This window comes from Francisella halioticida, assembly GCF_002211785.1.
In the GTDB taxonomy this organism is placed as follows: domain Bacteria; phylum Pseudomonadota; class Gammaproteobacteria; order Francisellales; family Francisellaceae; genus Francisella; species Francisella halioticida.
The window spans coordinates 1,330,548-1,352,879 of the sequence record NZ_CP022132.1 but is presented as its reverse complement, the minus strand read 5'-3'; the positions used below and the strand labels follow the sequence as shown (position 1 = coordinate 1,352,879).

Sequence of the window (22,332 nt, the reverse complement as noted above, 5' to 3'; positions counted from 1 at the left end):
TTTTCAGTTCTAAGTTGATTATTTTAAGACAGTTATTGCAACAGATATTTGATGTGTTATCTATCTTATCTTTTGATAATGGCATAAAGCAACACTTACTATTTTAGTGTGACACCAAGCAATTTTTATTTTTCATTAAAATATGTTTGTTAATAGCTATATAGTTAATTTTGTATGCTCTTATATAAAAAGTCGATATGTCTTTTATAAAAGATAATGAGTAAACGTTTGTATAACTGACTTAGTTTTTAGGTTAAGTTTTTCTTAAAAAAAACTACTAATAAGAGCATATTATGATGAATAAAAACTAATTTGTTTATGGTAATATATTCGTTATATATTTAATTTCTTATTTTTAATAGTAATGAAGGATTTTATACCTAAAACGGAATCAAAAATAAATCAAAATATTTATTTAGATGGTTCAAAAAGTATCTCAAATAGATCTTTAATCATTGCTGCTATGGCTGATGGTGAAACCAAATTTGAAAATCTACCAAATAGTGCAGATGTTTTAGCATGCGTTGCGGCTTTAAAAGCACTTGGTTATGCGATTGAGCACAATCAGAGTGAAAAAAAATTAACAATATTAGGTTGTAGTCGAGAGTTTCAGAATCAAAAAGCAGAAATATTTTGTAATGAGTCAGGCACTCTAACTAGATTTATAATCCCTATGTGTGCTGTACAAAAATCTGGTGATTATTATGTTTATGCTAAACAAAGAATGATGGAAAGGCCACTGGCAGATCAATTAAAACCGTTAGAAAAACTTGGGATGAAAGCTTTATATCATGAGAGGAATTATGCAATGCCTTTAACTATTAATGCAGATTCTTTAAAGGGTGGTAGTATTAAGGTCGATGGTAAAAAAAGTTCGCAGTTTGCGTCTGGCTTACTTATGGTAGCACCATTTATGCAACAAGGTTTAGCTTTGAGTTCGATTACAGATCATAAGCAACCTTATTTAGATATGACTGCAAAAGTTATGGCTGAGTTTGGTATAGATGTTAACATTGAGAATAATATGTATACTACTAAAAAATTTAATTATACATCGCCAGGAAGGTATGTTGTTGAACCAGATGTGTCAACAGCTTCATATTTTTGGGCATTTGCAGCTATTACAGGATCTATTATAAAAGTAATGAATATAACTAAAAAATCCAAGCAAGGAGATATTAAGTTTTTAGATGTTTTAGAAATGATTGGTTGTGAAGTTAAGTATTGTGGCGATGGTGTAGAAGTCACAGGAACTGAAAAATTAAAAGGTATAAATGTTAATATGCGTAATTTCTCAGATACTTTTATGACTTTAGCTACAATAGCATGTTTTGCTGATTCAGACACTTATATCTCAGGGCTTAGTCATACTAGAGGGCAAGAATCTGATAGAGTATCTGCTATGGCAGAAGGACTTACAAAACTAGGAGTATATGTTGAAACAACACAAGATAGTATTTTAATATCTCCTTCTAGGAGTAAATTTCAATCAGCGGAAGTTGATAGTTTTAATGATCATAGGATTGCTATGTCATTGGCTCTTTTAGGATTAAAAAATGATGGTATTATCATAAATAATTCAGAAGCTATAAGCAAGACCTGTCCTGATTATTTTGATAGAATGAGAATTTTAGTAGGTTAAAAATTATGAAGGTGAAAGAGCGAATTATAGTTAGATATCTTGCTCAAAGATGGTATAAAAAAGCTCTTATTGTCACGGGTAATGATGATGGCTATCTTGATAGAATTAATGTCTTAAAAAAAGTTGTTTGTTCTGGATATTTAAAAACACAACAGCAGAAAGGATGTGTTTTTAGTGTCAAAGCTTGGCCATTTGAACATAAATTTTTTGATTTAGTAATCTTAGATCAAAGTTCTTTATCTTCTCCAAAAGAAGTAAAAGCTCTACTCAAACAACTACACTTTTGTTTAGCTGATGATGGTGAAGTTATAGTGGCATGTTCAGGAGATATTAGACTTTATAAGGTCTTATCAAAATTTTTAGCTAATGGCTTTGTTAGTAAAGAAGTTCAATTGATAAATCCAACGGGAAATATTTTTATTGATTTATTCAAGCGTATAGTAAGTAAAAACTTTGTTGTGATCTTTAAAAAAGATAACTACTTTATAGTAGATGGTCTAAAAGTATCTGATTTAGTAACTGAATCAGGAAAAAAACAAGCATATAGAGGAGAGTGTGCGAAGGAGATTTATGGAGATGTTCAGCAAAAAAAATAATGTAGTAGCATATACTGATGGAGCTTGTAAAGGTAATCCTGGAATAGGTGGTTGGGGAGCTATACTTAGTTATAATGGTGTAGAGAAAGAGATATATGGTGCAGAGAAAGAAACCACTAATAATAGAATGGAGCTTTTAGCAGCTATAAAAACATTAGAGACTCTAAAAAGAAAATGTGATATTACTATTTTTACAGATTCTAAATATTTACAAAATGGTATTAATCAGTGGTTAAAAAACTGGAAAGCTAACGGTTGGAAAACGGCTGCTAAGAAAGAAGTAAAGAATAAAGATTTGTGGCAAGAGCTTGATACTTTGAGTCAAGTCCATAATATCGCTTGGAACTGGGTCAAAGGCCATAGTGGCAATCAAGGTAATGAAAAGGCAGATGAATTAGCAAATAGGGCTATTTCTGAGCTAATGGAGAAAAATAAAAATGGAAAATCTTAGCCATAAGAAGATTCTGGTTTTATACACTGGCGGCACTATTGGTATGATAAATACAGAGCAAGGATATGATGTTAAACCAGGATATTTAACAAAAACTGTCGAAGGTATTCGTGATTTTTATGAATATAATATGCCTGAGTTTAAAGTCAAAGAATATACAAATTTGATAGATTCATCAAATATAAATCCTAAAAGATGGGTGTCATTAGCTTTAGATGTAATAAAAAATTATAAAGATTATGATGGCTTTGTGATCTTACATGGCACGGATACTTTAGCTTATACAGCTTCAGTATTATCTTTTATGCTTGGTGAAATTCAAAAGCCTGTAATTGTAACAGGTTCACAAATTCCAATATCAAAAATAAGATCTGATGCAATATCAAATATTCTAAACAGTTTAATATTTGCTTGTAGTGATGATATTAAAGAAGTTTGTGTTTATTTTAATCAAAGGCTTATGAGAGGTAATAGAACTACAAAAATATCTGCTACAGATTTTGAAGCTTTTGACTCTCCAAACTATTCTAGCTTAGCAAAAGTTGGAATTGATATTGAAATTAAAAAAAGAAGGTTGTGGCAAAGATCTGATAATTATGATTTGCCAATATTAGAAACGTTTGGTGTACCAAAAATAGCAATCTTAAGTGTTTTCCCTGGTATGGATAATAATATATTAGAAGCAGTCCTTGAGCCACCGTTACAAGGCTTAATTTTAAAAACTTATGGTTCTGGAAATATGATGGATGATCCTAATATTCACAAGACGCTAGCAAGGGCTAATCAAAGAGGGGTTGTGATAGTTAACTGCACTCAATGTCTGTATGGAAGTGTAAAAATGCAAACTTATAAAATAGCTCGAGGACTTGTGGATGTTGGAGTTGTATCAGGATATGATATGACAGATGAAGCAGCGTTAGGCAAGCTTTTTTATTTACTTAGTCAACCTGGAATTTCTCAGCAGCAAATCAAGGATGCTTTTAATACTTCTTTGCAAGGTGAGGTAACAATATAGTTATATTATAAGTTAATAAAGACTTGTTCATTAAGATATTCTAATATATCATATGAAGTGTAATATATGAAAAAATATTCAGATAATATAAGGAGAAGACATGAGTGATATAGCCGAGTTAATCAAAGGTAATAGAGAGTGGGCGCAAGAGATTGAAAGGACTAATCCTGGTTTTTTTGAAACACTATCGAAAGGGCAGTCTCCAGAGTATCTTTGGATAGGGTGCTCAGATAGTCGTGTACCTGCTAACCAAGTTTGTGGTCTTGTCCCTGGCGAAGTATTTGTACATCGTAATATTGCGAATGTTGTTTCACTTACAGATTTAAACTGTTTATCAGTGTTGCAATTTGCTATTGAAGTTCTTAAGGTTAAGAAAATTATTGTGTGTGGTCACTATGCTTGTGGTGGTGTGGAAACGGTTGTTAAAGATAAGAGTTATGGATTAATTGATAACTGGCTAACTTCTATCCGTGAAATAAAAGAACAGAACAAAAAGTTTATTGAAGAGACTCTTTCTTATCTAAAAGACAATGAGGAAGAGTATATGAAGAAAAAGGTTGATATGATGTGTGAGCTTAATGCACTTCATCAAGCTTTAAATCTTTGTAAAACCACAGTTGTAAGTGATGCTTGGGAGAAAAAAGGCTTAGATTTTACTATTCATGCGGCAATCTATGGTGTCGGTGATGGTAAGCTTTATGAAATAGGTGGTGGTGTTGGCTCAAGAGCTGAAATGGATGCTACTTACGCTCAAGCTATCAAAGCTATCAAGTCTAGATATTGCGAATAGAATATAATTCTAGTAGACAAGTTATATTTATTTAGACTTTTTTGTAGTTTCATGAGACTCGTGAGGAGTGATAAATTGAAGCTCACCAGCTTCTTCAAAAATACCTGTCTCATCTCTTCTATTAGGCGGGTATATTCTTTCAAGGTTAATATGTTTTTTAATATCTTTAGCTTCCATGCCAATTTTTTTAACTTTTCTTTCCCATCCTTCTGTGTATAAACCACCATATTCACCTAAATCAACACATGTTACATAATTTGGTTGATAATATTCTTCCATTTTTGAAATACCTAATAAATGTAATATTGCATTATGTCCAGCAAGCCTTCCTTGAGGTCTTCCTTGTTGGCATGACATTACTGCATAATGTTCATCATCAACTTTTACATTTGCAGCATCTCCAGCTATAAAGATATTTTCATTAGGAGTTTGTAGATAGTGATTAACTTTTATTCTATTTGCATGATCTTTGTCGTAGTCTAATAGATTATTTAAATTTGTTGCTTTCATACCTAATGCAGAAACAATAAAGTTAAATTCAAGCACTTCATCATTTATAGTCACAGATCCTTTATCCGCTTTAGTTTGAGTAGCTTCTGTGATAGATGCATAGTTTAAGCATTTAATGTTAGCCAAATTAAATGCATCTACAATGTATTTCTGAGGATCTTTACCTAATGAATAAGTAACATCTCCTCGATCGACTATTGAAACATCAAGATCAGATGATGGTTTTAATCCTAGTTCAAAAGTTAGCTTTTTCAATGTTACAGGAAGTTCGCAAGCAAGTTCGATACCTGTGATTCCACCACCTAGTATAGCTACCTTATAAGTATCTATATTGTAGACAGTTTTTATTCCTTTAATTCTTGGTTGAGCTAATTCACTACCAGCACACAGTATTAACTACTAAAACTTAATTCTCTTTGTTGTTTTTGAGAGTCGTTTATCACAATAAATTGCTTTTCACTATTAATGTCCCCAGAAAAAGCTACTGATTTTAGAAAGATTTTTATTCCTAGATGTTAAACTTAACTAGATAAATTAGGAAATAGATAAATGAGTAAAAAAAGAGTAACGTATACAGCTGATTTTAAAGCTAAAGTAATTATAGAATTGCTAGAAGGCGATATGACAGTTAATGAGATAGCAAGTAAGTATGATTTACTTCCTAAAAACGTGCATAATTGGAAGCAGCAATTTTTATCTAATGCTTGCTTAGCATTTTATAAAAGCTCTATTGTTAAGGAGTATAAGCAGGAAATAGATGAGCTTAGAAAAGATAAAGATGCAACAAGTAAAAAACTAGTCGAGGTAATAGTAGAGAGGGATTTTTTAATGGGAAAGCTAAAAAGCTTGGTATCATCAAATGATAGAGTAAACTCTGTAGATACTAAGCTAGAATTATCTTTAAATAATCAGCTTAAACTATTATCTGTATCTAAGAGTGTGTACTATTATACACCAATATCAAAATTTAGTAGTAATGATGATATTAGACTATTAAATGCAATAGATTTGATACATACTAAACATCCATATTATGGTACGAGAAGGCTAGTAAAGTTGCTAAATAGATTAGGATTTCTAGTTGGAAGGAAGCTAATCAAAAGTGCTATGTAATTCATGGGTATTAAGGCATTGTATCCTAAAAAAAAGACAACTGTCATTAATAAGCAAGACAAGAAATATCCATACTTACTTAATGTATTTAAAAATGAGACGAATCAGGTTGTTATAGATAAAGCTAATAAGGTATGGAGTGCTGATATCACGTATATTAGACTAGAATGTGGGTATGCATATTTAGTAGCCATAATAGATTGGCATAGCAAGAAAATACTAGCTTGGAAGATTTCTAATACTATGGATACACATCTAACAACTAGTGTGTTAAAAGAAGCGTTATTTAAATATGGTAAACCTGATATCTTTAACTCTGATCAAGGAACTCAATATACAGCAAAAGAGCATATTAAAATATTATCTGATAATAAAATAAATAAATCTATGGATGCTAAAGGAAGATCTATAGATAATATTGCAATTGAGAGATTTTGGAGAACACTGAAATATGAAAATGTTTATCCGGCATCATATATAACTATGAAAGAGGCTAAAGTAGGTATCAAAGAATATATTGATATTTACAACAATGAAAGACTACATTCTAGTATTGGATATATGACTCCTGATGAAGTATATTCTGGTATTTTAGATGCTGCATAAAAGCAAGGAATAAAAATATTTTATAAAGTGGTATTGAATAACAGGGACAGTTTATCCTATAGTAGCTTCTTCTAATTCTTTTATATACATTCTTGGTCGTATTGTCATATATGAGTTACGACTAATTACAATAATATCAACTTCTGTTTTCTGATTAAGTTTATTTCTTAATTTTGCTGCTGACAGAGCTGCTGATATGCCAGCATGGCCTGCTCCAATAATAACTAATGTTTTTTTTGACTGTTCATGATAATCCTCCTAGATTAATTATGAAAGGAAATTAAGTTAAATGAATAATAGGTATTTGAATTACCTATTTAATTTTTACTTAAAAGTCTATATAAAATATAGGCAATCAAAGCAGCAATTAAATTTATAAAAAACACTGCTTCAACAGCTTGATTATAAATAGAACCACTAAACGATGTTAGAGAGTCTAGGATTATGTAGATAGAAAAAAATATTAAACAAGCAGCTTTAAATTGAGAGTTTTTAAATAGTGCTAAAACTGAAAATATAAATAAGCATAATTGGAAAATTCCTATCTGAAAAACAGCTGGAGTAAAAATCCATCCTTGAAATTTACTCATGCTGTCTCCATATACTAAATAAGCATAGCTGTTTATGAGAGTTGTAAGGCTTATATTGCTGCCAATAAAGTAATTTACATAGACACTAACATAGTGTTTGTTGTAAATAATACTTGAATGTAAAAAAGCTATTATAAAGGGCGTTATTAGTAGACAAGTAGTTATAATAATAGTTACCATAGGTGATTTAGATTTATTAGAAATAGCTAAATTTTACAACAAAAGCTTTAGCTTGTCATATATTTGATAATAAAGATATAGATAATTTAATAGATGAAAGTTAAAATTTGCTACTAGAAAATTGTTAAATAAATAAATAAATAAATAAAAGGAAAACTTAAAATGGATGTTACTGTAGAGAAGAAAGAGGGAATTAATTGCTCATTACTAATTGAAGTTCCAGCAAATGAAGTTGATACTGAAGTAAATAAAAGAGTTAATCAAACTGCAAAAACTATTAAAATGGATGGTTTTAGACCAGGTAAAGTACCAACTGGTATGGTTAAGAAAAAATATGGTGAGCAAATTCGTATGGAAGTCATCTCTGATGTGATTCCTCAGAAATATTCAAAAGCTATCCAAGATGAGAAGTTAGCAGTTGCTGGTATAGAAGTTGATCTTAAAGAAAATAAAGAAGGTGAACCTCTTAAGTTTGTAGCTAATCTTGAGCTTTTCCCAGAATTTGAAGTTACTGGTTTTGAAAAAATTGAAGTTCAAAAACCAACAGTCGATCTTGGAGATGCTGAAGTCAAAAAAATGATTGAAAACTTAAGAAAGCAGTTAGCAACTTTTAAAGAAGTAGAAAAAGCTGTTGAGAAAGATGATAAAGTAGTTATTGATTTTGTTGGTAAGAAAGCAGGTGAAACTTTTGAAGGTGGTTCAGCAAATGACCAAGAACTTGTGATTGGCTCTGGTCAGATGATTCCTGGTTTTGAAGATGGTATCATTGGTATGAACAGTGGTGAACAAAAAACTATCACAGTAACATTTCCTGAAGAATATCAAAACAAAGATCTTGCTGGTGCTGAAGCTACTTTTGAGATTACAGTTAAGAAAATTCAACAAGCTGAATTACCAGAAATTGATGAAGAATTCGTTAAAAAATTTGGCGTAAAAGGTGGAGTTGATACTTTTGAAGGTGAAATCAAAGAAAATATGCAACGTGAGCTTAAGTTCATTTTACAAAGAAAAGTAAAAGATCAAGTTTTCAAAGGTTTAAGAGAAATTGCTGAGTTTGAAACTCCAAAAGCTTTAATAAAAAGAGAAATTGATGTTGCTAAGCAGAATTTAATTAAACAAATGGGTGATGCTAAAGGCTTTGATGTTAATCAATTACCTGATAATCTATTTGAAGATAACGCTAAACAAAAGGTTGAAACAAGCTTAGTACTTGATAGTGTTATGAAGACTCAAAATTTTGAAGCTACAGATGAAGAGGTTGATGGCTTACTAGACGAAATGGTTCAAGCCTACGAAGAGCCAGAGAAAACTAAACAAGAAATCAAGAAAAATGAAAAAGAAATTGCTAATTTAAAAGCTTTAGTTGTTGAAAATAAACTTACTGATTGGGTACTAGATCAAGCTCAAGTTTCAGAAAAAGCTGAGGATTTCTTTGAAATTATAAAAGAAAATATGCAAGCTCAACAAGCTGGATTTTAAGCTAGCTTATAAAGAGAGGTTATAAATGATAACTAATAATTTAGTTCCTACTGTTATTGAGAAAACTGCTAGTGGTGAAAGAGCTTTTGATATTTATTCAAGATTATTAAAAGAGCGAATAGTTTTTTTGAATGGTGAAGTAAATGATCATTCAGCAAATCTAGTTATTGCACAGTTGTTATTCCTAGAATCAGAAGATCCTGATAAGGATATTTATTTTTATATAAATTCTCCAGGAGGAATGGTTACAGCAGGTATGGGTGTTTATGATACTATGCAGTTTATTAAGCCAGATGTTAATACTATCTGTATTGGTTTAGCTGCTAGTATGGGATCACTCTTATTGGCTGGTGGTATGAAAGGTAAGAGATATAGTTTACCAAGTTCACAAATCATGATTCATCAGCCTTTAGGTGGTTTTAGAGGTCAGGCATCTGATATTGAAATTCATGCTAAAAATATCTTACGCATCAAAGAAAGGTTAAATAATGTACTAGCCCATCATACAGGTCAAGATCTTGAAACTATAGTTAACGATACTGATAGAGATAACTTTATGATGGCAGATGAAGCAAAGGAATATGGGCTGATAGATCATGTTATTGAATCTCGTGATGCAATAATTAAATAAATAAAGGAAATCTAGTTTAAAAATGGCTAAAATTCGATATTGTTCTTTCTGTGGGAAATCGCAACAAGAAGTTAAAAGTATTATCTCTGGTAGAGATGGTAATATTTGTAATGAATGTGTGAGCAAGTGCGCAAGTAAAATTAAAAGTACAACTGGAGTGGATACAAATCAAGATATTACTTTTGATGAGTTGCCAAAACCTATAGAAATAAAAAAATACCTTGATGATTATATTATTGGTCAAGATAATGCTAAGAAAGTACTATCTGTTGCTGTATATAACCATTATAAAAGAATCATATCTAGTGTGACACAAGATGATGATACAGAGCTTAAAAAAAGTAATGTTTTATTGATTGGTCCAACAGGCTCAGGAAAAACATTATTTGCCCAAACTTTAGCAAAACAGTTAAATGTTCCTTTTGCTATTGCAGATGCAACTACTCTTACAGAAGCAGGATATGTTGGTGATGATGTCGAAAATATTATCGTACGCTTATTGCAAAATTCTGAGTTTAATGTTGTTAAAGCACAAAAGGGTATTATATATATTGATGAGATAGATAAGATTGCAAGAAAATCAGAAAGCTCATCTATTACACGTGATGTATCTGGTGAAGGTGTTCAACAGGCTTTACTTAAACTTATTGAAGGTACTGTATCTTCAGTACCACCAAAAGGTGGCAGAAAGCATCCTAACCAAGATATGATTCAAGTTGATACTTCAAACATATTATTCATCTGTGGAGGAGCTTTTGCAGGAATAGAAAAAGTTGTTAAACACAGGATGGATAAAGTAAGTATTGGTTTTAATGCAGATGTTATTCAACAAAAAGATAATCTTGATACTGAAAAATTGATGCGAAAAGTTGAGAGTGAAGATTTAACAAGGTTTGGTCTTATTCCAGAACTTATTGGTCGTTTACCAATAGTTACAGTTTTAAATGAACTAAAAGAAGAAGATTTAGTTAAAATATTAAAAGAACCTAAGAATGCTCTTATTAAACAATATATTAAGCTATTTAAATTTGATGATGTTGAAATAGAGTTTACAGATGAAGCTCTTATAGAGATAGCTAAGAAAGCAATAGTTAAAAAAACAGGTGCAAGGGGTCTTAGAACCATTCTTGAAAATGCTCTACTTGAATTGATGTTTCATGTACCATCTTCACAAGATATTGAAAGAGTTGTTATTAATGATAAAGTCATATTAGAGCAAGAAGAACCTATATTAGTTAGTAAAGCAAAAGAGCAAAAACAATTAAAAGATATAGTCTAAAATAATTTACAGGAGTATAGTAAGTTTATGTCAGAAATCTTAAATGTTGTTCCTGTTATCCCTTTAAGAGATGTGGTTATATATCCATCAATGACTATCCCACTTAATATTGGGCGTAAAAAGTCGATAGAAGCAGTTAAACAGGCATCAAATAATCATAACAATTATATTTTGTTAGCAACTCAAAAAAATGGCTCTAGCTCAGGAGATGTTGTAGATAATATCTATGATATAGCTACATTAGCTAAAATTGTTCAAGTTATGAAACTTCCTGATGGAAGTTTAAAGGTTATAGTAGAAGGTATCGCAAAAAGATTAGTATCTAAATATACAATTGAAAATGATTGTATTTATGCAAGTCTAGATAATTTGCATATTGATGATAATTATAGTCCTAATCAAGTTGATAAAGAATTAAAGGCTATTTTAGTATCTATTTCTGATTCTTTTAAAAGATTTGTTGATATTAGTGGTAAAGTTTCTAAAGAAACGTTAGCAACTTTGATTAATACAGAAGAGCCACATAAGTTTATTTACGAGATTGCTACAATTCTTAATTCAGAAATTATTAAGAAGCAAAAAATTCTTGAAGCATCTGATATAAAGAAGAAATCATTACTATTATTATCATGTCTTTATGAAGAATTAGAGATACTTGAGCTTGAAGCTAAGATTAAAGATAGAGTTAAATCACAGGTTGATAAAAATCAGCGTGAGTATTATTTAAACGAACAAGTAAAAGCGATTTATAAAGAGCTTGGAGAGGCTGATGAAGAATCAGAAGTCTCTGCACTGAAAAAAAGAATTGAGAATACTAAAATGTCTCAAGAGGCGAAAGAAAAATGCTTAAAAGAGCTCAAAAAACTTAAAGCTATGCCACCATCTTCTTCAGAATCAGCTGTATCAAGAAATTATATTGAAACTATTCTTTCTTTACCTTGGAGTAAAAGAACTAAAGTTAAAAAAGACATTAGTATAGCTGAAAAAGTACTAGAAAAAGATCATTATGGTATAAAGAAGGTAAAAGAAAGGATTCTTGAGCATTTAGCTGTTCAGATAAAAAGAGACAGTAATACCAAAGCCCCTATTTTGTGCTTAGTAGGTCCTCCAGGAGTTGGTAAAACATCTATTGGGCACTCTATAGCAAGAGCTACTGGGCGTGAATATGTACGTATGGCATTAGGTGGAGTTCGTGATGAGTCAGAAATTAGAGGCCATCGTCGTACTTATATAGGTTCTATGCCAGGACAGATCATCCAGAAAATAATTAAATCTAAGACAGAGAATCCTCTCTTTCTATTAGATGAAATTGATAAAGTTTCTTCTGATTTCAGAGGAGATCCATCAGCAGCATTGTTAGAAGTGTTAGATCCAGAACAAAATAATACTTTCAATGACCATTATCTTGAAATAGATTATGATTTATCAAAAGTAATGTTTGTCGCCACAGCTAATTCTCTAGATATAGATCCTGCATTGAGAGATAGATTAGAGATTATCAATTTATCTGGTTACACAGAGCTTGAAAAGCAAGCTATTGCTAAACAGTATCTTGTACCAAAGACTTTAGATAATAATGGCTTAACCAGGAAAGAAATTAATTTTACTCCAAAAGCTATTTTAGATGTAGTTAGATACTATACTAGAGAGGCGGGCGTAAGAAATTTACAGCAAAAAATAGATGGGATCTGTCGTAAAGCTGTTAAGAATATCCTTAAAAATCCTGAATATGGTAAAATTTCAATAACTCAGAAAAATCTTGAAGAGTACTTAGGTGTTCAACAGTTTGACTATGGTATTAAGAATACTAAAGCCAAAGTAGGTCAAGTTACAGGTCTTGCTTGGACATCTGTAGGTGGGGAGCTTCTTACAATTGAAGCTTTAGCTATGCCGGGTAAAGGCAAAGTCAAGTATACAGGTAGCTTAGGCGATGTAATGAAAGAATCTATTGATGCTGCTTTTAGTGTGATGCGCTCAATCTCTAAAAATTATAAGCTTGAAGATGATTTTTATGAGAAAAAAGATGTACATATTCATGTGCCAGAGGGCGCAACTCCTAAAGATGGACCAAGTGCTGGTATTGCAATGACTACAGCTTTAGTATCAGTATATACAAATAAGCCAGTAAGAAATGATATAGCAATGACAGGCGAGGTAACCTTGCGTGGAGATGTACTACCTATAGGAGGGTTAAAAGAGAAACTTTTAGCAGCTTTAAGAGGTAGAATTAAAGAAGTTTTAATACCTCAGCAGAATGTTAAAAATCTTGTAGATGTAGACAAAGAAATTACAGAAAAATTAGAAATTACTCCTGTAAATAACATAAAAGAAGTATTAGAAAGAGTTTTTTAGTATTTTTGTATTGAAACGATGTATTTTTAGTGTTATAAAGTTAATTGGTAATATATCCATTTATAAAACAAAAGGAGTTTTGAGATGAATAAAAGTGAACTAGTGAGTGCTATAGCTAAAGAAGCAGATGTTACTAAAGAAGTTGCTGGAAATACTTTAGACGCTACTATTGATGCGGTAACTAAAGCTCTTAAGAAAGGCGATAGCGTAACACTTGTGGGATTTGGTACCTTTCAAGTTAAAGAAAGAAGTGCTAGAGAAGGTAGAAATCCTAAAACGGGCGAAACAATTCAAATTGCAGCTTCTAAAGTTCCAAGCTTTAAAGCTGGTAAAGGTCTTAAGGATGCGGTAAAATAAAAAAACTTTAAAAATTAGTTTTTAAAGGGCGTGCTTAACAGTATGCCCTTTTTTTTATCTATAGTTTTATAAATTTAATAAGAGTTCTTAATTCAGGGTTGAAAAAATGTTGCAGTCTTTTAATGATCGATTTAAAGGACCATTTACGTGGGTAGTGGTTATTTCTATAAGTTTTATATTTGTAATTTCTGGGATGAGTTTCTTTTTTACGAATATGGGAGGTAGTCGTTCTTATGTTGCAAAAATTGGAGATAATGAGATAAATTATCAGCAGTTTCAGCAATATGCTCAAAATGCTAAAACTAAAGAACAGAAAGTTCAAGTTTTATCGCAAATGGTAGATCAGTACTTAATGTTGACAGCAGCACAAAAAAATATAGCCGTATCTAAGTTAGCACTACAATCTGCTATTTTTAATAATCCAATGTTTTTTGGTAAAGATGGAAAGTTTTCAAGTGATAAATTAAGACAAGTAGTTAGCTATCTTGGAGGTATGGGGAAGTTAGAACAATTAATGTCACAAAATATACAAGCTACAATAATCCCTCAAAATATAGCACAAACCTCATTTATAACGGATTATGAAAATAAATCACTATCTAGTATTTATTCTGTAGATAAACAAATAAATTATATCAAGACTTCACCAAATTCTCTAAAAGAACAAATTAAACCAACTAAGCAACAACTAGAGAAGTATTATTATGATCATAAGACAGAATATGTTACTCCGGCTAGTAAAAAAATTAATTATTTTATAATTTCAAAAAATGATTTTATATCAAAAGATAAAATTAGTAACCAAGTATTAAAAAACTATTTTAATACTCATCAAGATTTGTTTACAAAGTTTGATGATAAAACTAAACAGACTATTACTAAAATTATTCAAAACAGAAAAGCATTAGAGCAATTTAATTCTTATACTCAAAATGTTGATAGTATTAAGTTAGGTGAATTAAAGACTGAAATGGGTAAAGCAAGAATAGCAAATATTACGGATAATACTAACTCCTCATTAGATGGCATTAAAAATAGCTTATTTTTCATAAAAAATGATAAATACTCAAGCATACCTATATCTAATGATAAACTTTTGGTTTATCAAGTAGATAATTCAAGCTTAGCCGCACAACAAAAACTATATAAAGTCAAAGATGCTATAACAAAAGCTTATGTTGAGAAAAAAGCTCAAGAATTAGCTATACAGAAGTCACAAAAGCTATTAGATGCTCTTAAAAGTAGTAAAAATATAAAACAGAGTTTTAGTAGGGCTACTATACATGGTGGTTCTAAAACAGAGAATTTTGATAAAGGCTTCAGTAACTATGTTTTATTTAACAATAATAATCAATATCATATTTATCAGAATGAAAATAGTGATATTTATGTTTATAAGGTTACAAAGGTTGAATCAGCTAAATCAGCTAAGAAAAATAATATTCCTAGTCAGGTAATTAATTTATATAAACAAGAAGAGCTAAATTTTTATTTACAAGCTCTTAAAAAAGAGATTCCTGTCAAAGTTAATTACAAAAATATCTAAATGAATAAATCAATTTATGCTATAGCTGGGCCAACAGCTTCTGGTAAAACATCTCTTTCAATCTGTATTGCCAAAAATATTAATGCAGAAATAATAAGTGTTGACTCTTCACTTGTTTACAAAGGTATGGATATTGGTACTGCTAAGCCAACGTTACGAGAACAAGCAGATGTAAAGCATCACCTTATAGATATAATAGAACCTACTAAGAACTTTTCTGTTGCTGACTTTATATCAAGTGTTAATAAGCTTAAGAAAGAGATATGGTCTAGAAATAAAGAAGTTTTGTTAGTCGGTGGAACTATGCTTTATTTCAAAGGTTTAATAGAAGGCTTGTCTAGTTTACCAGAGAGTAGATCTGAGATAAGACAGACATTAGAATTAGAAAAAAAAGCAAAAGGACTACAGTCTTTACATGAGCAGTTAAAGAGAATGGATTCTGAGTCTGCACAAAAAATAAATTCTAATGATCAGCAGAGAATCTTCCGAGCTCTTGAGGTAATTATTATAAGTGGTCAAAAATATTCTAAGCTTGTAAGAACTCCAAAAGTTGGTGGTTTAGAAGAAGAGTTGAAACTTTGTGCTTTAGTACCAAAGGATAGATCAATACTTCATAAAAATATTGAGTTAAGATTTAAGCAAATGCTGGATCAGGGTTTCATAAATGAAGTACGGGAATTAAGAAAGAATTTGAATTTAACAAAAAATACTACGGCTATTCGAAGTGTAGGATATCGACAGGCATGGGAATATCTTGATGGTGATATTGGTTATGATGAGTTTATTAAAAAAGGTATAGTATCAACTCGCCAACTTGCTAAGCGCCAATTAACTTGGATTCGTAATTGGCAAGGTGAGATTAAGACTATTGAGATGGAGGATGATGATAAAGAATTAAAAGTCTTAGACTTTTTCAGTGCTTAAAATTATTTTTAATAAATCAAAGATTGTTTAGATAGGTTTATAAATATATAGAAATATCTAAAGTAATCGTATTCATATTATTACCATCATAAAACTTTTGATATGCCCATTCTGACCCAAATAGAACGTTGTTATCAAAATAAGCACGTTGAGCAGAAAAAACTAATTGATTCTTAATCCCAGATGCTGATAAACCATCTTGAAAAGGACTAGCTGGTATAGACATGGGAACAGCAGCTGCATTATATGTTTGGCCATAGCCAACAGTAAAATTGGTGTCTCTTTCGGCAAGGTTTAAAGAATAGTTCCCTCCTATAATACCACGCTCCAGTAAAACATCATTTCCTGTGCCATTAAAATCAGCAGCTCCTGTGGTAGTAACCCACCCAATATTAACCTGCAGTGCACCTGTACCAATATTATATGCTACGTTAGTATCAATATTATAAACTCCTATAGTTTTCCCTGGAGCAACTATTGGTATACTAAGATTTTCAGCACCATTTAGGTTATATACATAACCAGTATTAAAACCTATTGATAAATCTTTTGTCAATGAATTACCATAAAAGAATCCAGCTGAAAAGTTTGCTGTTTGATCATCTGCTCCAAATGCAGCTACACTTATATTTGTTGTGTCACTCTTATAGTTTAAAGATACATTTGTAGCTCGACCAACGCCAAGATAGTTAGCAACACTTCTAGTATAATTACCTCCGCCACCAAAGCTAGCAACAGTGAGAGGGCTTCTTCCAGCTGTTACAAAAAATGGAGAAACTGTAAGATTACCAAATATTGCAAAAACATTATTTATGAAAAAATCGCTAGCTTCATTTGCACTAAGATCATATGATGCTGTAAGATACTCGCCAGCATTAGCTAAGAAAAATAATGTAGCTTTTGTAAGGTATATGTTTTCTCCAGTTCCTCGAAAACTAGTAGTTGGTCTACCATTAAAATCTACTCTACTTAAGTTATTTCCAAACCAAGTTTGTGCATCAATACCAATAAATCCACCTAAGAATATTTCATAATCTCCAAACTTATCTCTTTGGCCTAATACTGTCGTGGCAAATAATGTTGAAGAAATTTGTCCAATTGGAATTTCGTTATTACCAGAGTACGCACCTAAAAGTATAATGTCCCCAGAAAAAGCTACTGATTTTAGAAAGATTTTTATTCCTAGATGTTAAACTTAACTAGATAAATTAGGAAATAGATAAATGAGTAAAAAAAGAGTAACGTATACAGCTGATTTTAAAGCTAAAGTAATTATAGAATTGCTAGAAGGCGATATGACAGTTAATGAGATAGCAAGTAAGTATGATTTACTTCCTAAAAACGTGCATAATTGGAAGCAGCAATTTTTATCTAATGCTTGCTTAGCATTTGATAAAAGCTCTGTTGTTAAGGAGTATAAGCAGGAAATAGATGAGCTTAGAAAAGATAAAGATGCAACAAGTAAAAAACTAGTCGAGGTAATAGTAGAGAGGGATTTTTTAATGGGAAAGCTAAAAAGCTTGGTATCATCAAATGATAGAGTAAACTCTGTAGATACTAAGCTAGAATTATCTTTAAATAATCAGCTAGAATTATCTTTAAATAATCAGCTTAAACTATTATCTGTATCTAAGAGTGTTACTATTATACACCAATATCAAAATTTAGTAGTAATGATGATATTAGACTATTAAATGCAATAGATTTGATACATACTAAACATCCATATTATGGTACGAGAAGTCTAGTAAAGTTGCTAAATAGATTAGGATTTCTAGTTGGAAGGAAGCTAATCAAAAGTGCTATGGAATTAATGGGTATTAAGGCATTGTATCCTAAAAAAAAGACAACTGTCATTAATAAGCAACACAAGAAATATCCATACTTACTTAATGTATTTAAAAATGAGACGAATCAGGTTGTTATAGATAAAGCTAATAAGGTATGGAGTGCTGATATCACGTATATTAGACTAGAATGTGGGTATGCATATTTAGCAGCCATAATAGATTGGCATAGCAAGAAAATACTAGCTTGGAAGATTTCTAATACTATGGATACACATCTAACAACTAGTGTGTTAAAAGAAGCGTTATTTAAATATGGTAAACCTGATATCTTTAACTCTGATCAAGGAACTCAATATACAGCAAAAGAGCATATTAAAATATTATCTGATAATAAAATAAATAAATCTATGGATGCTAAAGGAAGATCTATAGATAATATTGCAATTGAGAGATTTTGGAAAACACTGAAATATGAAAATGTTTATCCGGCATCATATATAACTATGAAAGAGGCTAAAGTAGGTATCAAAGAATATATTGATATTTACAACAATGAAAGACTACATTCTAGTATTGGATATATGACTCCTGATGAAGTATATTCTGGTATTTTAGATGCTGCATAAAAGCAAGGAATAAAAATATTTTATAAAGTGGTATTGAATAACAGGGACAGTTTAAAATGCTACTTGGCCTCTATTTGTAATAGCGGGAGTTCCCCTTACATTAATTCCGCCTTTAGTATTAAAAATCTCACCTAATGGTTCATTTTTTAAATCTATAATCTGGTTATCTGCATTTACATTTTGCATTATCTCTACTCTATCTTGTTTTATCAAACTCTTATCAAGAGGATTTTTAGAAGATCCAGAATTATCAGTTATTACAGATGAATATGTAGAGAATGAAGAATCATTATTTTCTTTAACTGAAGACTCTAATTGATTGATTTCATTTTGAAGGCTTTCTATTCGTTGTTGTAGCTGCATTGTAGTATCTCTAACTAATGAGTCTTGTTTTGGTTGAGTTACTAAATATTCAAAGCCAAATATATATTCTAATATAGACAGTAAAACTTCTGAAGATGAATACCATTCGAACTTTCCTTAATCATTCCATAATCCTATCGTTGTATTTAAGTAGTAAGAAAATGTTAAGATGAGTGATACATATTTTATCTCAACGATATTTAAAATAGAATAGAAACCCATTTACTGAATATTATTATTTATATAGATAATTGACGAATGTGTATTTTATTGCTGCTTGAAATTAATATTTGCCGATAAGCTTAAATATTGTTAGAATATACCGCGAAGTTTAATTGTTAAACTTGATAAAATAATAACTATAACAAAATAATTAAAAGGAAGTGAAACAATGTCAAGAATATCATCTTTACAAGACCCGTTCTTAAATGCTTTAAGAAAAGAAAAAGTTAGCGTATCAGTATATCTTGTAAATGGAATTAAATTACAAGGTCAAGTAGAAGCCTTCGATCAGTTTTGTATCGTACTTAGAAATACTGTAAATCAGATGGTTTATAAGCACGCCATTTCAACTATAGTACCAGCTAAAAGTGTAAGAATGGTTTATAGTTCTTTTAATCCATATCATCAAAATTCAAATGAAGATAAAGATGAGAGTGTTGCTGATGTTCATTATGATGATCTAGAAGCTCAAGAAAACGAAGGTAATATTAACGAGTAATAACTCTATATATTTTCACTACTAACTTAATAATTAAGTTAAGCTATCTTAATTTCCCTCTCTAACATAAGTAATTTTAGAGTATTTGTTTGTATCATATCCTGGCGTAAAGATAATTAGCTGATATACTTATTTCAAAATGTTTATGTTCGCTAGGAGCACACAGATTAAATGGAATTTTTCCAATCTTATGAAGCAGGTAGCAAGTGTCTACTTGTAAATATAAATTTTAAATATCATCGTGAGATTAATGCAGATTTGACTGAGCTTGAAGGTTTGGTTCTAGCAGCAGATAAAATAGTGTTAGAGAGCTTGGATTTTAATCATCCTGAACCTGATATCAAATATTTCTGTGGTATGGGTAAAATGGAGATGATAAAAAATAAACGTGATGAAATAAAAGCAGATTTAGTAGTTTTTAACCATCCATTGAGTCCATCTCAAGAACGTAATATAGAAAAGCTTCTTGAATGTAAAATTATGGATAGAACTAGACTAATTCTAGAGATATTTTCACTGCGAGCTAAAACCCATGAAGGAAAACTTCAAGTTGAACTTGCACAACTAAATTACCAGTCAACACGCTTAGTAAAAGGTTGGACTCACTTAGAAAGACAAAAAGGTGGTATTGGTGTAAGAGGAGGTCCAGGAGAGACTCAGCTTGAGATCGATAGACGTTTAATTAGGCAGAGAATTAAGCAAATAACTCAAAAACTTGAAAGAGTAAAGCATCATCGTAACTTAAGTAGATCTTCGCGTAAGAAAAATAACATTTTAACAATTTCATTCGTAGGATATACAAATGCAGGTAAATCTACATTATTTAATAAAATTACAGATGCTCATGTTTTAGCAAAAGATCAGCTTTTTGCAACCCTCGATCCAACATTACGTAAAGTAATAGTACCTAAGTTAGGAGAAGTGATATTTTCTGATACTGTAGGATTTATTAAAAATTTGCCACATGATTTAGTAGAAGCATTTCATGCAACTTTAGAAGAAGCCATAGAATCAGATCTTTTAGTTCACGTTATTGATTATGCTGATGAAGATTATAAAAGTTATATTGAGCAAGTTGAAAGAGTTCTAAAAGAAATAGGTATAGTAGATAAAGAAATGATCTGTGTATACAATAAAATTGATAAACTAGAAGGTGTTGCTCCAAGCTTTGCTCAGCTGGAAGATTCTGATACTAGTATTGTAGCTAGAGTATATTTGTCGGCGCAAACAGGTGAGGGGATAGAAGCTTTTTATGAAGCATTGGCAACATTTTTTAATAAATCATGGATAAATGGAATTTTAGAGTTACCACCTAAGTATTCAAAAATTAGATCAATGATGTATGAATTAGGCGTAGTTGATAATGAAGCTATTTCTGATCTGGGAAATTATTTGCTAGAAATAAAAATATCTGAGTATGATTTTGAAAAATTTGGTAGAGATTTTGATTTAGATTTAGAACAGTTTTTTGTTAAAGATTAATCTTTCTTATATTCTGGAAGTTCTATTTGGTCATTAAAAATTCCAGCACCAATAAATTTTGATACAATAGGTGTTGAAGATACTTTGATTGTTATTGTAGAAAGATATTTTTTTACAATCTCATCTGATGCTGCTAACGATAAGTTTGAAAGCCCAACTTTTTGTTTTCTGTTAATTATATCTTTTAACTTATTTTGCCACTCATCAAAAGCCATTTTATAATTGCCTTTGGCTTTATATAATTCACCAGCTAAGACGTATGCCTCAACTATTGCAAATATACTTCCTAGGCCCATTAATATAGAAGGGCAAGAGGAAGCATCTCCAACTAATGCAACTCTACCTTTATACCAGTTATCCATTTTTACTTGGCTTACGTTGTCAAAATAAATATACTCAATGTTGTCAAGCCTAGCTAGTATGTCAGGAGTTTCCCATTTATTATCTTTAAACACAGATTGTAGGAGTTGTTTTTTTTCTTTTAAACTAGTCGGAATTTTTTCAACTAAGCTTGAATCAATAGTAAGCATCACTAGGGTTTCTTTCTCATCTAAACAAACTCTAGCAACTTGTTTGTCATTACCAACACTAATTGCGTAGGTAAACTTCTCATAGTGGTTATAGTCTTTTAAGGAAAATGCAGCAATATACTTATTTAAATCAGATTCCTCATATTCAGACTTATCAAATACTAATGAGCGGATATGAGAGTGTAGACCATCAGCCCCTATAACAAGATCAAACTTTTCTTTAGTATTATTTGATAAATGAACAGTTATGCCATCTTTTTGTTCTTCTAAGTTTTCAATAGATGTACCGAATCTTATATCAATCCCTTTGCAGGCATTATAAATGACTGATGAAATATCTCCACGTTTAACACTTAAAAATTCTCCATAATTTTCTTTAATAAGAGAAGATATATTTATTTTTGAGGATCTTCTACCATTCTCATCAAAACAGTGGATGTGTTTTATTTGATAAGATTCTTGCCTTAACTGTTCAAGAAGCCCCATTTTTTCCATTATCTCACATGCATGCCCCCAAAAGTCAACAAGATGTCCCCCTGACTTAAACTCAGGAGATTTTTCAAAGATAATAGGTTCAAAACCATATTCTCTAAGCCACCATGCTAAAGTCGGCCCTGCTATACCAATTCCATTTATAGCTATTCTCATATTCTTTCCTTAAGAAATTAGTCTTACTTCCAATTTTAGAGCTATATCCTTAGTTATTCAATAATATAAAGATAAGCATTTGTTAATTATTTGCAGATAGTGCAAAAAATG

23 protein-coding genes are annotated in these 22,332 nt (G+C 30.8%); 18 read left to right on the top strand and 5 right to left on the bottom strand.

Annotated features, from left to right (window positions below; translation table 11 throughout):
* The first annotated feature begins 364 nt into the window (after positions 1–364).
* The 5 genes from aroA to CDV26_RS07210 all read left to right on the top strand — a co-directional run bounded on the left by aroA (position 365) and on the right by CDV26_RS07210 (position 4,494).
* On the top strand, positions 365–1,642 hold the full coding sequence (gene aroA / locus CDV26_RS07230; protein ID WP_088772709.1) for a 3-phosphoshikimate 1-carboxyvinyltransferase: 1,278 nt from the start codon (positions 365–367) through the stop codon (positions 1,640–1,642).
* A 5-nt stretch (positions 1,643–1,647) separates the two neighbouring features.
* A complete protein-coding gene (locus tag CDV26_RS07225; protein WP_088772708.1) occupies positions 1,648–2,238 on the top strand; it encodes a hypothetical protein in 591 nt (196 codons plus the stop codon).
* Positions 2,213–2,689, top strand: coding sequence for a ribonuclease HI (gene rnhA / locus CDV26_RS07220; RefSeq protein ID WP_088772707.1), 477 nt, complete (start codon positions 2,213–2,215; stop codon positions 2,687–2,689). Before CDV26_RS07225 ends, rnhA begins: the two co-directional genes overlap by 26 nt.
* Positions 2,676–3,704, top strand: a complete 1,029-nt coding sequence (gene ansA / locus CDV26_RS07215; protein ID WP_088772706.1) for an asparaginase — start codon at positions 2,676–2,678, stop codon at positions 3,702–3,704. The genes rnhA and ansA overlap by 14 nt, the downstream gene beginning before the upstream one ends.
* 100 nt (positions 3,705–3,804) lie before the next feature.
* Positions 3,805–4,494, top strand: coding sequence for a carbonic anhydrase (locus CDV26_RS07210; RefSeq protein ID WP_088772705.1), 690 nt, complete (start codon positions 3,805–3,807; stop codon positions 4,492–4,494).
* Between the two features lie 27 nt (positions 4,495–4,521).
* On the opposite strand, the gene CDV26_RS07205 is transcribed toward CDV26_RS07210, so the two are convergent.
* Positions 4,522–5,289: an FAD-dependent oxidoreductase gene (locus CDV26_RS07205; protein WP_245806569.1), complete on the bottom strand. Its 768-nt coding sequence runs from the start codon at positions 5,287–5,289 to the stop codon at positions 4,522–4,524.
* Positions 5,290–5,553: 264 nt separating this feature from the next.
* Between CDV26_RS07205 and CDV26_RS12170 the strand changes: the two genes are divergently transcribed.
* Positions 5,554–6,117: a transposase gene (locus tag CDV26_RS12170; protein ID WP_157671533.1), complete on the top strand. Its 564-nt coding sequence runs from the start codon at positions 5,554–5,556 to the stop codon at positions 6,115–6,117.
* A 3-nt stretch (positions 6,118–6,120) separates the two neighbouring features.
* Positions 6,121–6,723 (top strand): IS3 family transposase, encoded by a 603-nt coding sequence (locus tag CDV26_RS12165; RefSeq protein ID WP_157671526.1) that lies wholly within the window; start codon positions 6,121–6,123, stop codon positions 6,721–6,723.
* 317 nt (positions 6,724–7,040) lie between these two features.
* Here the strand turns inward: CDV26_RS12165 and CDV26_RS13865 are convergent, their stop codons facing one another.
* Positions 7,041–7,493 carry a DUF6790 family protein gene (locus CDV26_RS13865; RefSeq protein WP_088772703.1) on the bottom strand — a complete coding sequence of 151 codons (453 nt, stop codon included), beginning with the start codon at positions 7,491–7,493 and terminating at the stop codon, positions 7,041–7,043.
* Between the two features lie 162 nt (positions 7,494–7,655).
* Between CDV26_RS13865 and tig the strand changes: the two genes are divergently transcribed.
* From tig to miaA, 7 genes are all read left to right on the top strand, one after another.
* On the top strand, positions 7,656–8,972 hold the full coding sequence (gene tig, locus CDV26_RS07190; protein WP_088772702.1) for a trigger factor: 1,317 nt from the start codon (positions 7,656–7,658) through the stop codon (positions 8,970–8,972).
* 25 nt (positions 8,973–8,997) lie between these two features.
* Positions 8,998–9,603, top strand: a complete 606-nt coding sequence (clpP, locus tag CDV26_RS07185) for an ATP-dependent Clp endopeptidase proteolytic subunit ClpP (RefSeq protein WP_088772701.1) — start codon at positions 8,998–9,000, stop codon at positions 9,601–9,603.
* A 22-nt stretch (positions 9,604–9,625) separates the two neighbouring features.
* Positions 9,626–10,882 carry an ATP-dependent Clp protease ATP-binding subunit ClpX gene (gene clpX / locus CDV26_RS07180; RefSeq protein WP_088772700.1) on the top strand — a complete coding sequence of 419 codons (1,257 nt, stop codon included), beginning with the start codon at positions 9,626–9,628 and terminating at the stop codon, positions 10,880–10,882.
* Positions 10,883–10,909: 27 nt separating this feature from the next.
* A complete protein-coding gene (gene lon / locus CDV26_RS07175) occupies positions 10,910–13,234 on the top strand; it encodes an endopeptidase La (protein WP_088772699.1) in 2,325 nt (774 codons plus the stop codon).
* A gap of 84 nt (positions 13,235–13,318) precedes the next feature.
* On the top strand, positions 13,319–13,591 hold the full coding sequence (locus CDV26_RS07170) for an HU family DNA-binding protein (protein WP_088772698.1): 273 nt from the start codon (positions 13,319–13,321) through the stop codon (positions 13,589–13,591).
* A 106-nt stretch (positions 13,592–13,697) separates the two neighbouring features.
* Positions 13,698–15,137, top strand: a complete 1,440-nt coding sequence (locus CDV26_RS07165; protein WP_088772697.1) for a SurA N-terminal domain-containing protein — start codon at positions 13,698–13,700, stop codon at positions 15,135–15,137.
* A complete protein-coding gene (gene miaA, locus CDV26_RS07160; RefSeq protein WP_088772696.1) occupies positions 15,138–16,061 on the top strand; it encodes a tRNA (adenosine(37)-N6)-dimethylallyltransferase MiaA in 924 nt (307 codons plus the stop codon).
* A gap of 37 nt (positions 16,062–16,098) precedes the next feature.
* On the opposite strand, the gene CDV26_RS07155 is transcribed toward miaA, so the two are convergent.
* Positions 16,099–17,160, bottom strand: a complete 1,062-nt coding sequence (locus CDV26_RS07155) for a DUF3573 domain-containing protein (RefSeq protein ID WP_245806568.1) — start codon at positions 17,158–17,160, stop codon at positions 16,099–16,101.
* Positions 17,161–17,284: 124 nt separating this feature from the next.
* Here CDV26_RS07155 and CDV26_RS12160 point away from each other — a divergent pair, with 124 nt between their 5' ends.
* Entirely contained in the window at positions 17,285–17,755 is a 471-nt protein-coding gene (locus CDV26_RS12160; RefSeq protein WP_157671531.1) for a transposase, read from the top strand.
* Entirely contained in the window at positions 17,716–18,477 is a 762-nt protein-coding gene (locus CDV26_RS07145; RefSeq protein WP_157671659.1) for an IS3 family transposase, read from the top strand. Before CDV26_RS12160 ends, CDV26_RS07145 begins: the two co-directional genes overlap by 40 nt.
* A 51-nt stretch (positions 18,478–18,528) precedes the next feature.
* Here CDV26_RS07145 and CDV26_RS07140 read toward each other — a convergent pair whose 3' ends face one another.
* Complete coding sequence (locus tag CDV26_RS07140; RefSeq protein WP_088772694.1) at positions 18,529–18,840, bottom strand: DUF3573 domain-containing protein; 312 nt, start codon at positions 18,838–18,840, stop codon at positions 18,529–18,531.
* 391 nt (positions 18,841–19,231) lie between these two features.
* Here CDV26_RS07140 and hfq point away from each other — a divergent pair, with 391 nt between their 5' ends.
* Together hfq and hflX are read left to right on the top strand one after the other, a co-directional pair.
* Positions 19,232–19,561: an RNA chaperone Hfq gene (hfq, locus tag CDV26_RS07135; protein ID WP_088772693.1), complete on the top strand. Its 330-nt coding sequence runs from the start codon at positions 19,232–19,234 to the stop codon at positions 19,559–19,561.
* 171 nt (positions 19,562–19,732) lie between these two features.
* On the top strand, positions 19,733–21,043 hold the full coding sequence (hflX, locus tag CDV26_RS07130; protein ID WP_088772692.1) for a GTPase HflX: 1,311 nt from the start codon (positions 19,733–19,735) through the stop codon (positions 21,041–21,043).
* Here the strand turns inward: hflX and CDV26_RS07125 are convergent.
* Positions 21,040–22,221, bottom strand: coding sequence for an FAD-binding domain (locus CDV26_RS07125; RefSeq protein WP_088772691.1), 1,182 nt, complete (start codon positions 22,219–22,221; stop codon positions 21,040–21,042). The genes hflX and CDV26_RS07125 overlap by 4 nt on opposite strands.
* Positions 22,222–22,332 lie beyond the last annotated feature (111 nt).

Bases quoted from the DNA above. Each gene is read 5' to 3' on its own strand.
- CDV26_RS07165 (WP_088772697.1), top strand. From the start codon at position 13,698: ATGTTGCAGTCTTTTAATGATCGATTTAAAGGACCATTTACGTGGGTA.
- lon (WP_088772699.1), top strand. From the start codon at position 10,910: ATGTCAGAAATCTTAAATGTTGTTCCTGTTATCCCTTTAAGAGATGTG.
- ansA (WP_088772706.1), top strand. From the start codon at position 2,676: ATGGAAAATCTTAGCCATAAGAAGATTCTGGTTTTATACACTGGCGGC.
- CDV26_RS07225 (WP_088772708.1), top strand. From the start codon at position 1,648: ATGAAGGTGAAAGAGCGAATTATAGTTAGATATCTTGCTCAAAGATGG.
- CDV26_RS07125 (WP_088772691.1), bottom strand. From the start codon at position 22,221: ATGAGAATAGCTATAAATGGAATTGGTATAGCAGGGCCGACTTTAGCA.
- clpX (WP_088772700.1), top strand. From the start codon at position 9,626: ATGGCTAAAATTCGATATTGTTCTTTCTGTGGGAAATCGCAACAAGAA.
- clpP (WP_088772701.1), top strand. From the start codon at position 8,998: ATGATAACTAATAATTTAGTTCCTACTGTTATTGAGAAAACTGCTAGT.
- CDV26_RS12165 (WP_157671526.1), top strand. From the start codon at position 6,121: ATGGGTATTAAGGCATTGTATCCTAAAAAAAAGACAACTGTCATTAAT.
- CDV26_RS07170 (WP_088772698.1), top strand. From the start codon at position 13,319: ATGAATAAAAGTGAACTAGTGAGTGCTATAGCTAAAGAAGCAGATGTT.
- hfq (WP_088772693.1), top strand. From the start codon at position 19,232: ATGTCAAGAATATCATCTTTACAAGACCCGTTCTTAAATGCTTTAAGA.
- aroA (WP_088772709.1), top strand. From the start codon at position 365: ATGAAGGATTTTATACCTAAAACGGAATCAAAAATAAATCAAAATATT.
- CDV26_RS12170 (WP_157671533.1), top strand. From the start codon at position 5,554: ATGAGTAAAAAAAGAGTAACGTATACAGCTGATTTTAAAGCTAAAGTA.
- CDV26_RS07140 (WP_088772694.1), bottom strand. From the start codon at position 18,840: ATGCAGCTACAACAACGAATAGAAAGCCTTCAAAATGAAATCAATCAA.
- rnhA (WP_088772707.1), top strand. From the start codon at position 2,213: ATGGAGATGTTCAGCAAAAAAAATAATGTAGTAGCATATACTGATGGA.
- CDV26_RS13865 (WP_088772703.1), bottom strand. From the start codon at position 7,493: ATGGTAACTATTATTATAACTACTTGTCTACTAATAACGCCCTTTATA.
- tig (WP_088772702.1), top strand. From the start codon at position 7,656: ATGGATGTTACTGTAGAGAAGAAAGAGGGAATTAATTGCTCATTACTA.
- CDV26_RS07210 (WP_088772705.1), top strand. From the start codon at position 3,805: ATGAGTGATATAGCCGAGTTAATCAAAGGTAATAGAGAGTGGGCGCAA.
- hflX (WP_088772692.1), top strand. From the start codon at position 19,733: ATGGAATTTTTCCAATCTTATGAAGCAGGTAGCAAGTGTCTACTTGTA.
- CDV26_RS12160 (WP_157671531.1), top strand. From the start codon at position 17,285: ATGAGTAAAAAAAGAGTAACGTATACAGCTGATTTTAAAGCTAAAGTA.
- miaA (WP_088772696.1), top strand. From the start codon at position 15,138: ATGAATAAATCAATTTATGCTATAGCTGGGCCAACAGCTTCTGGTAAA.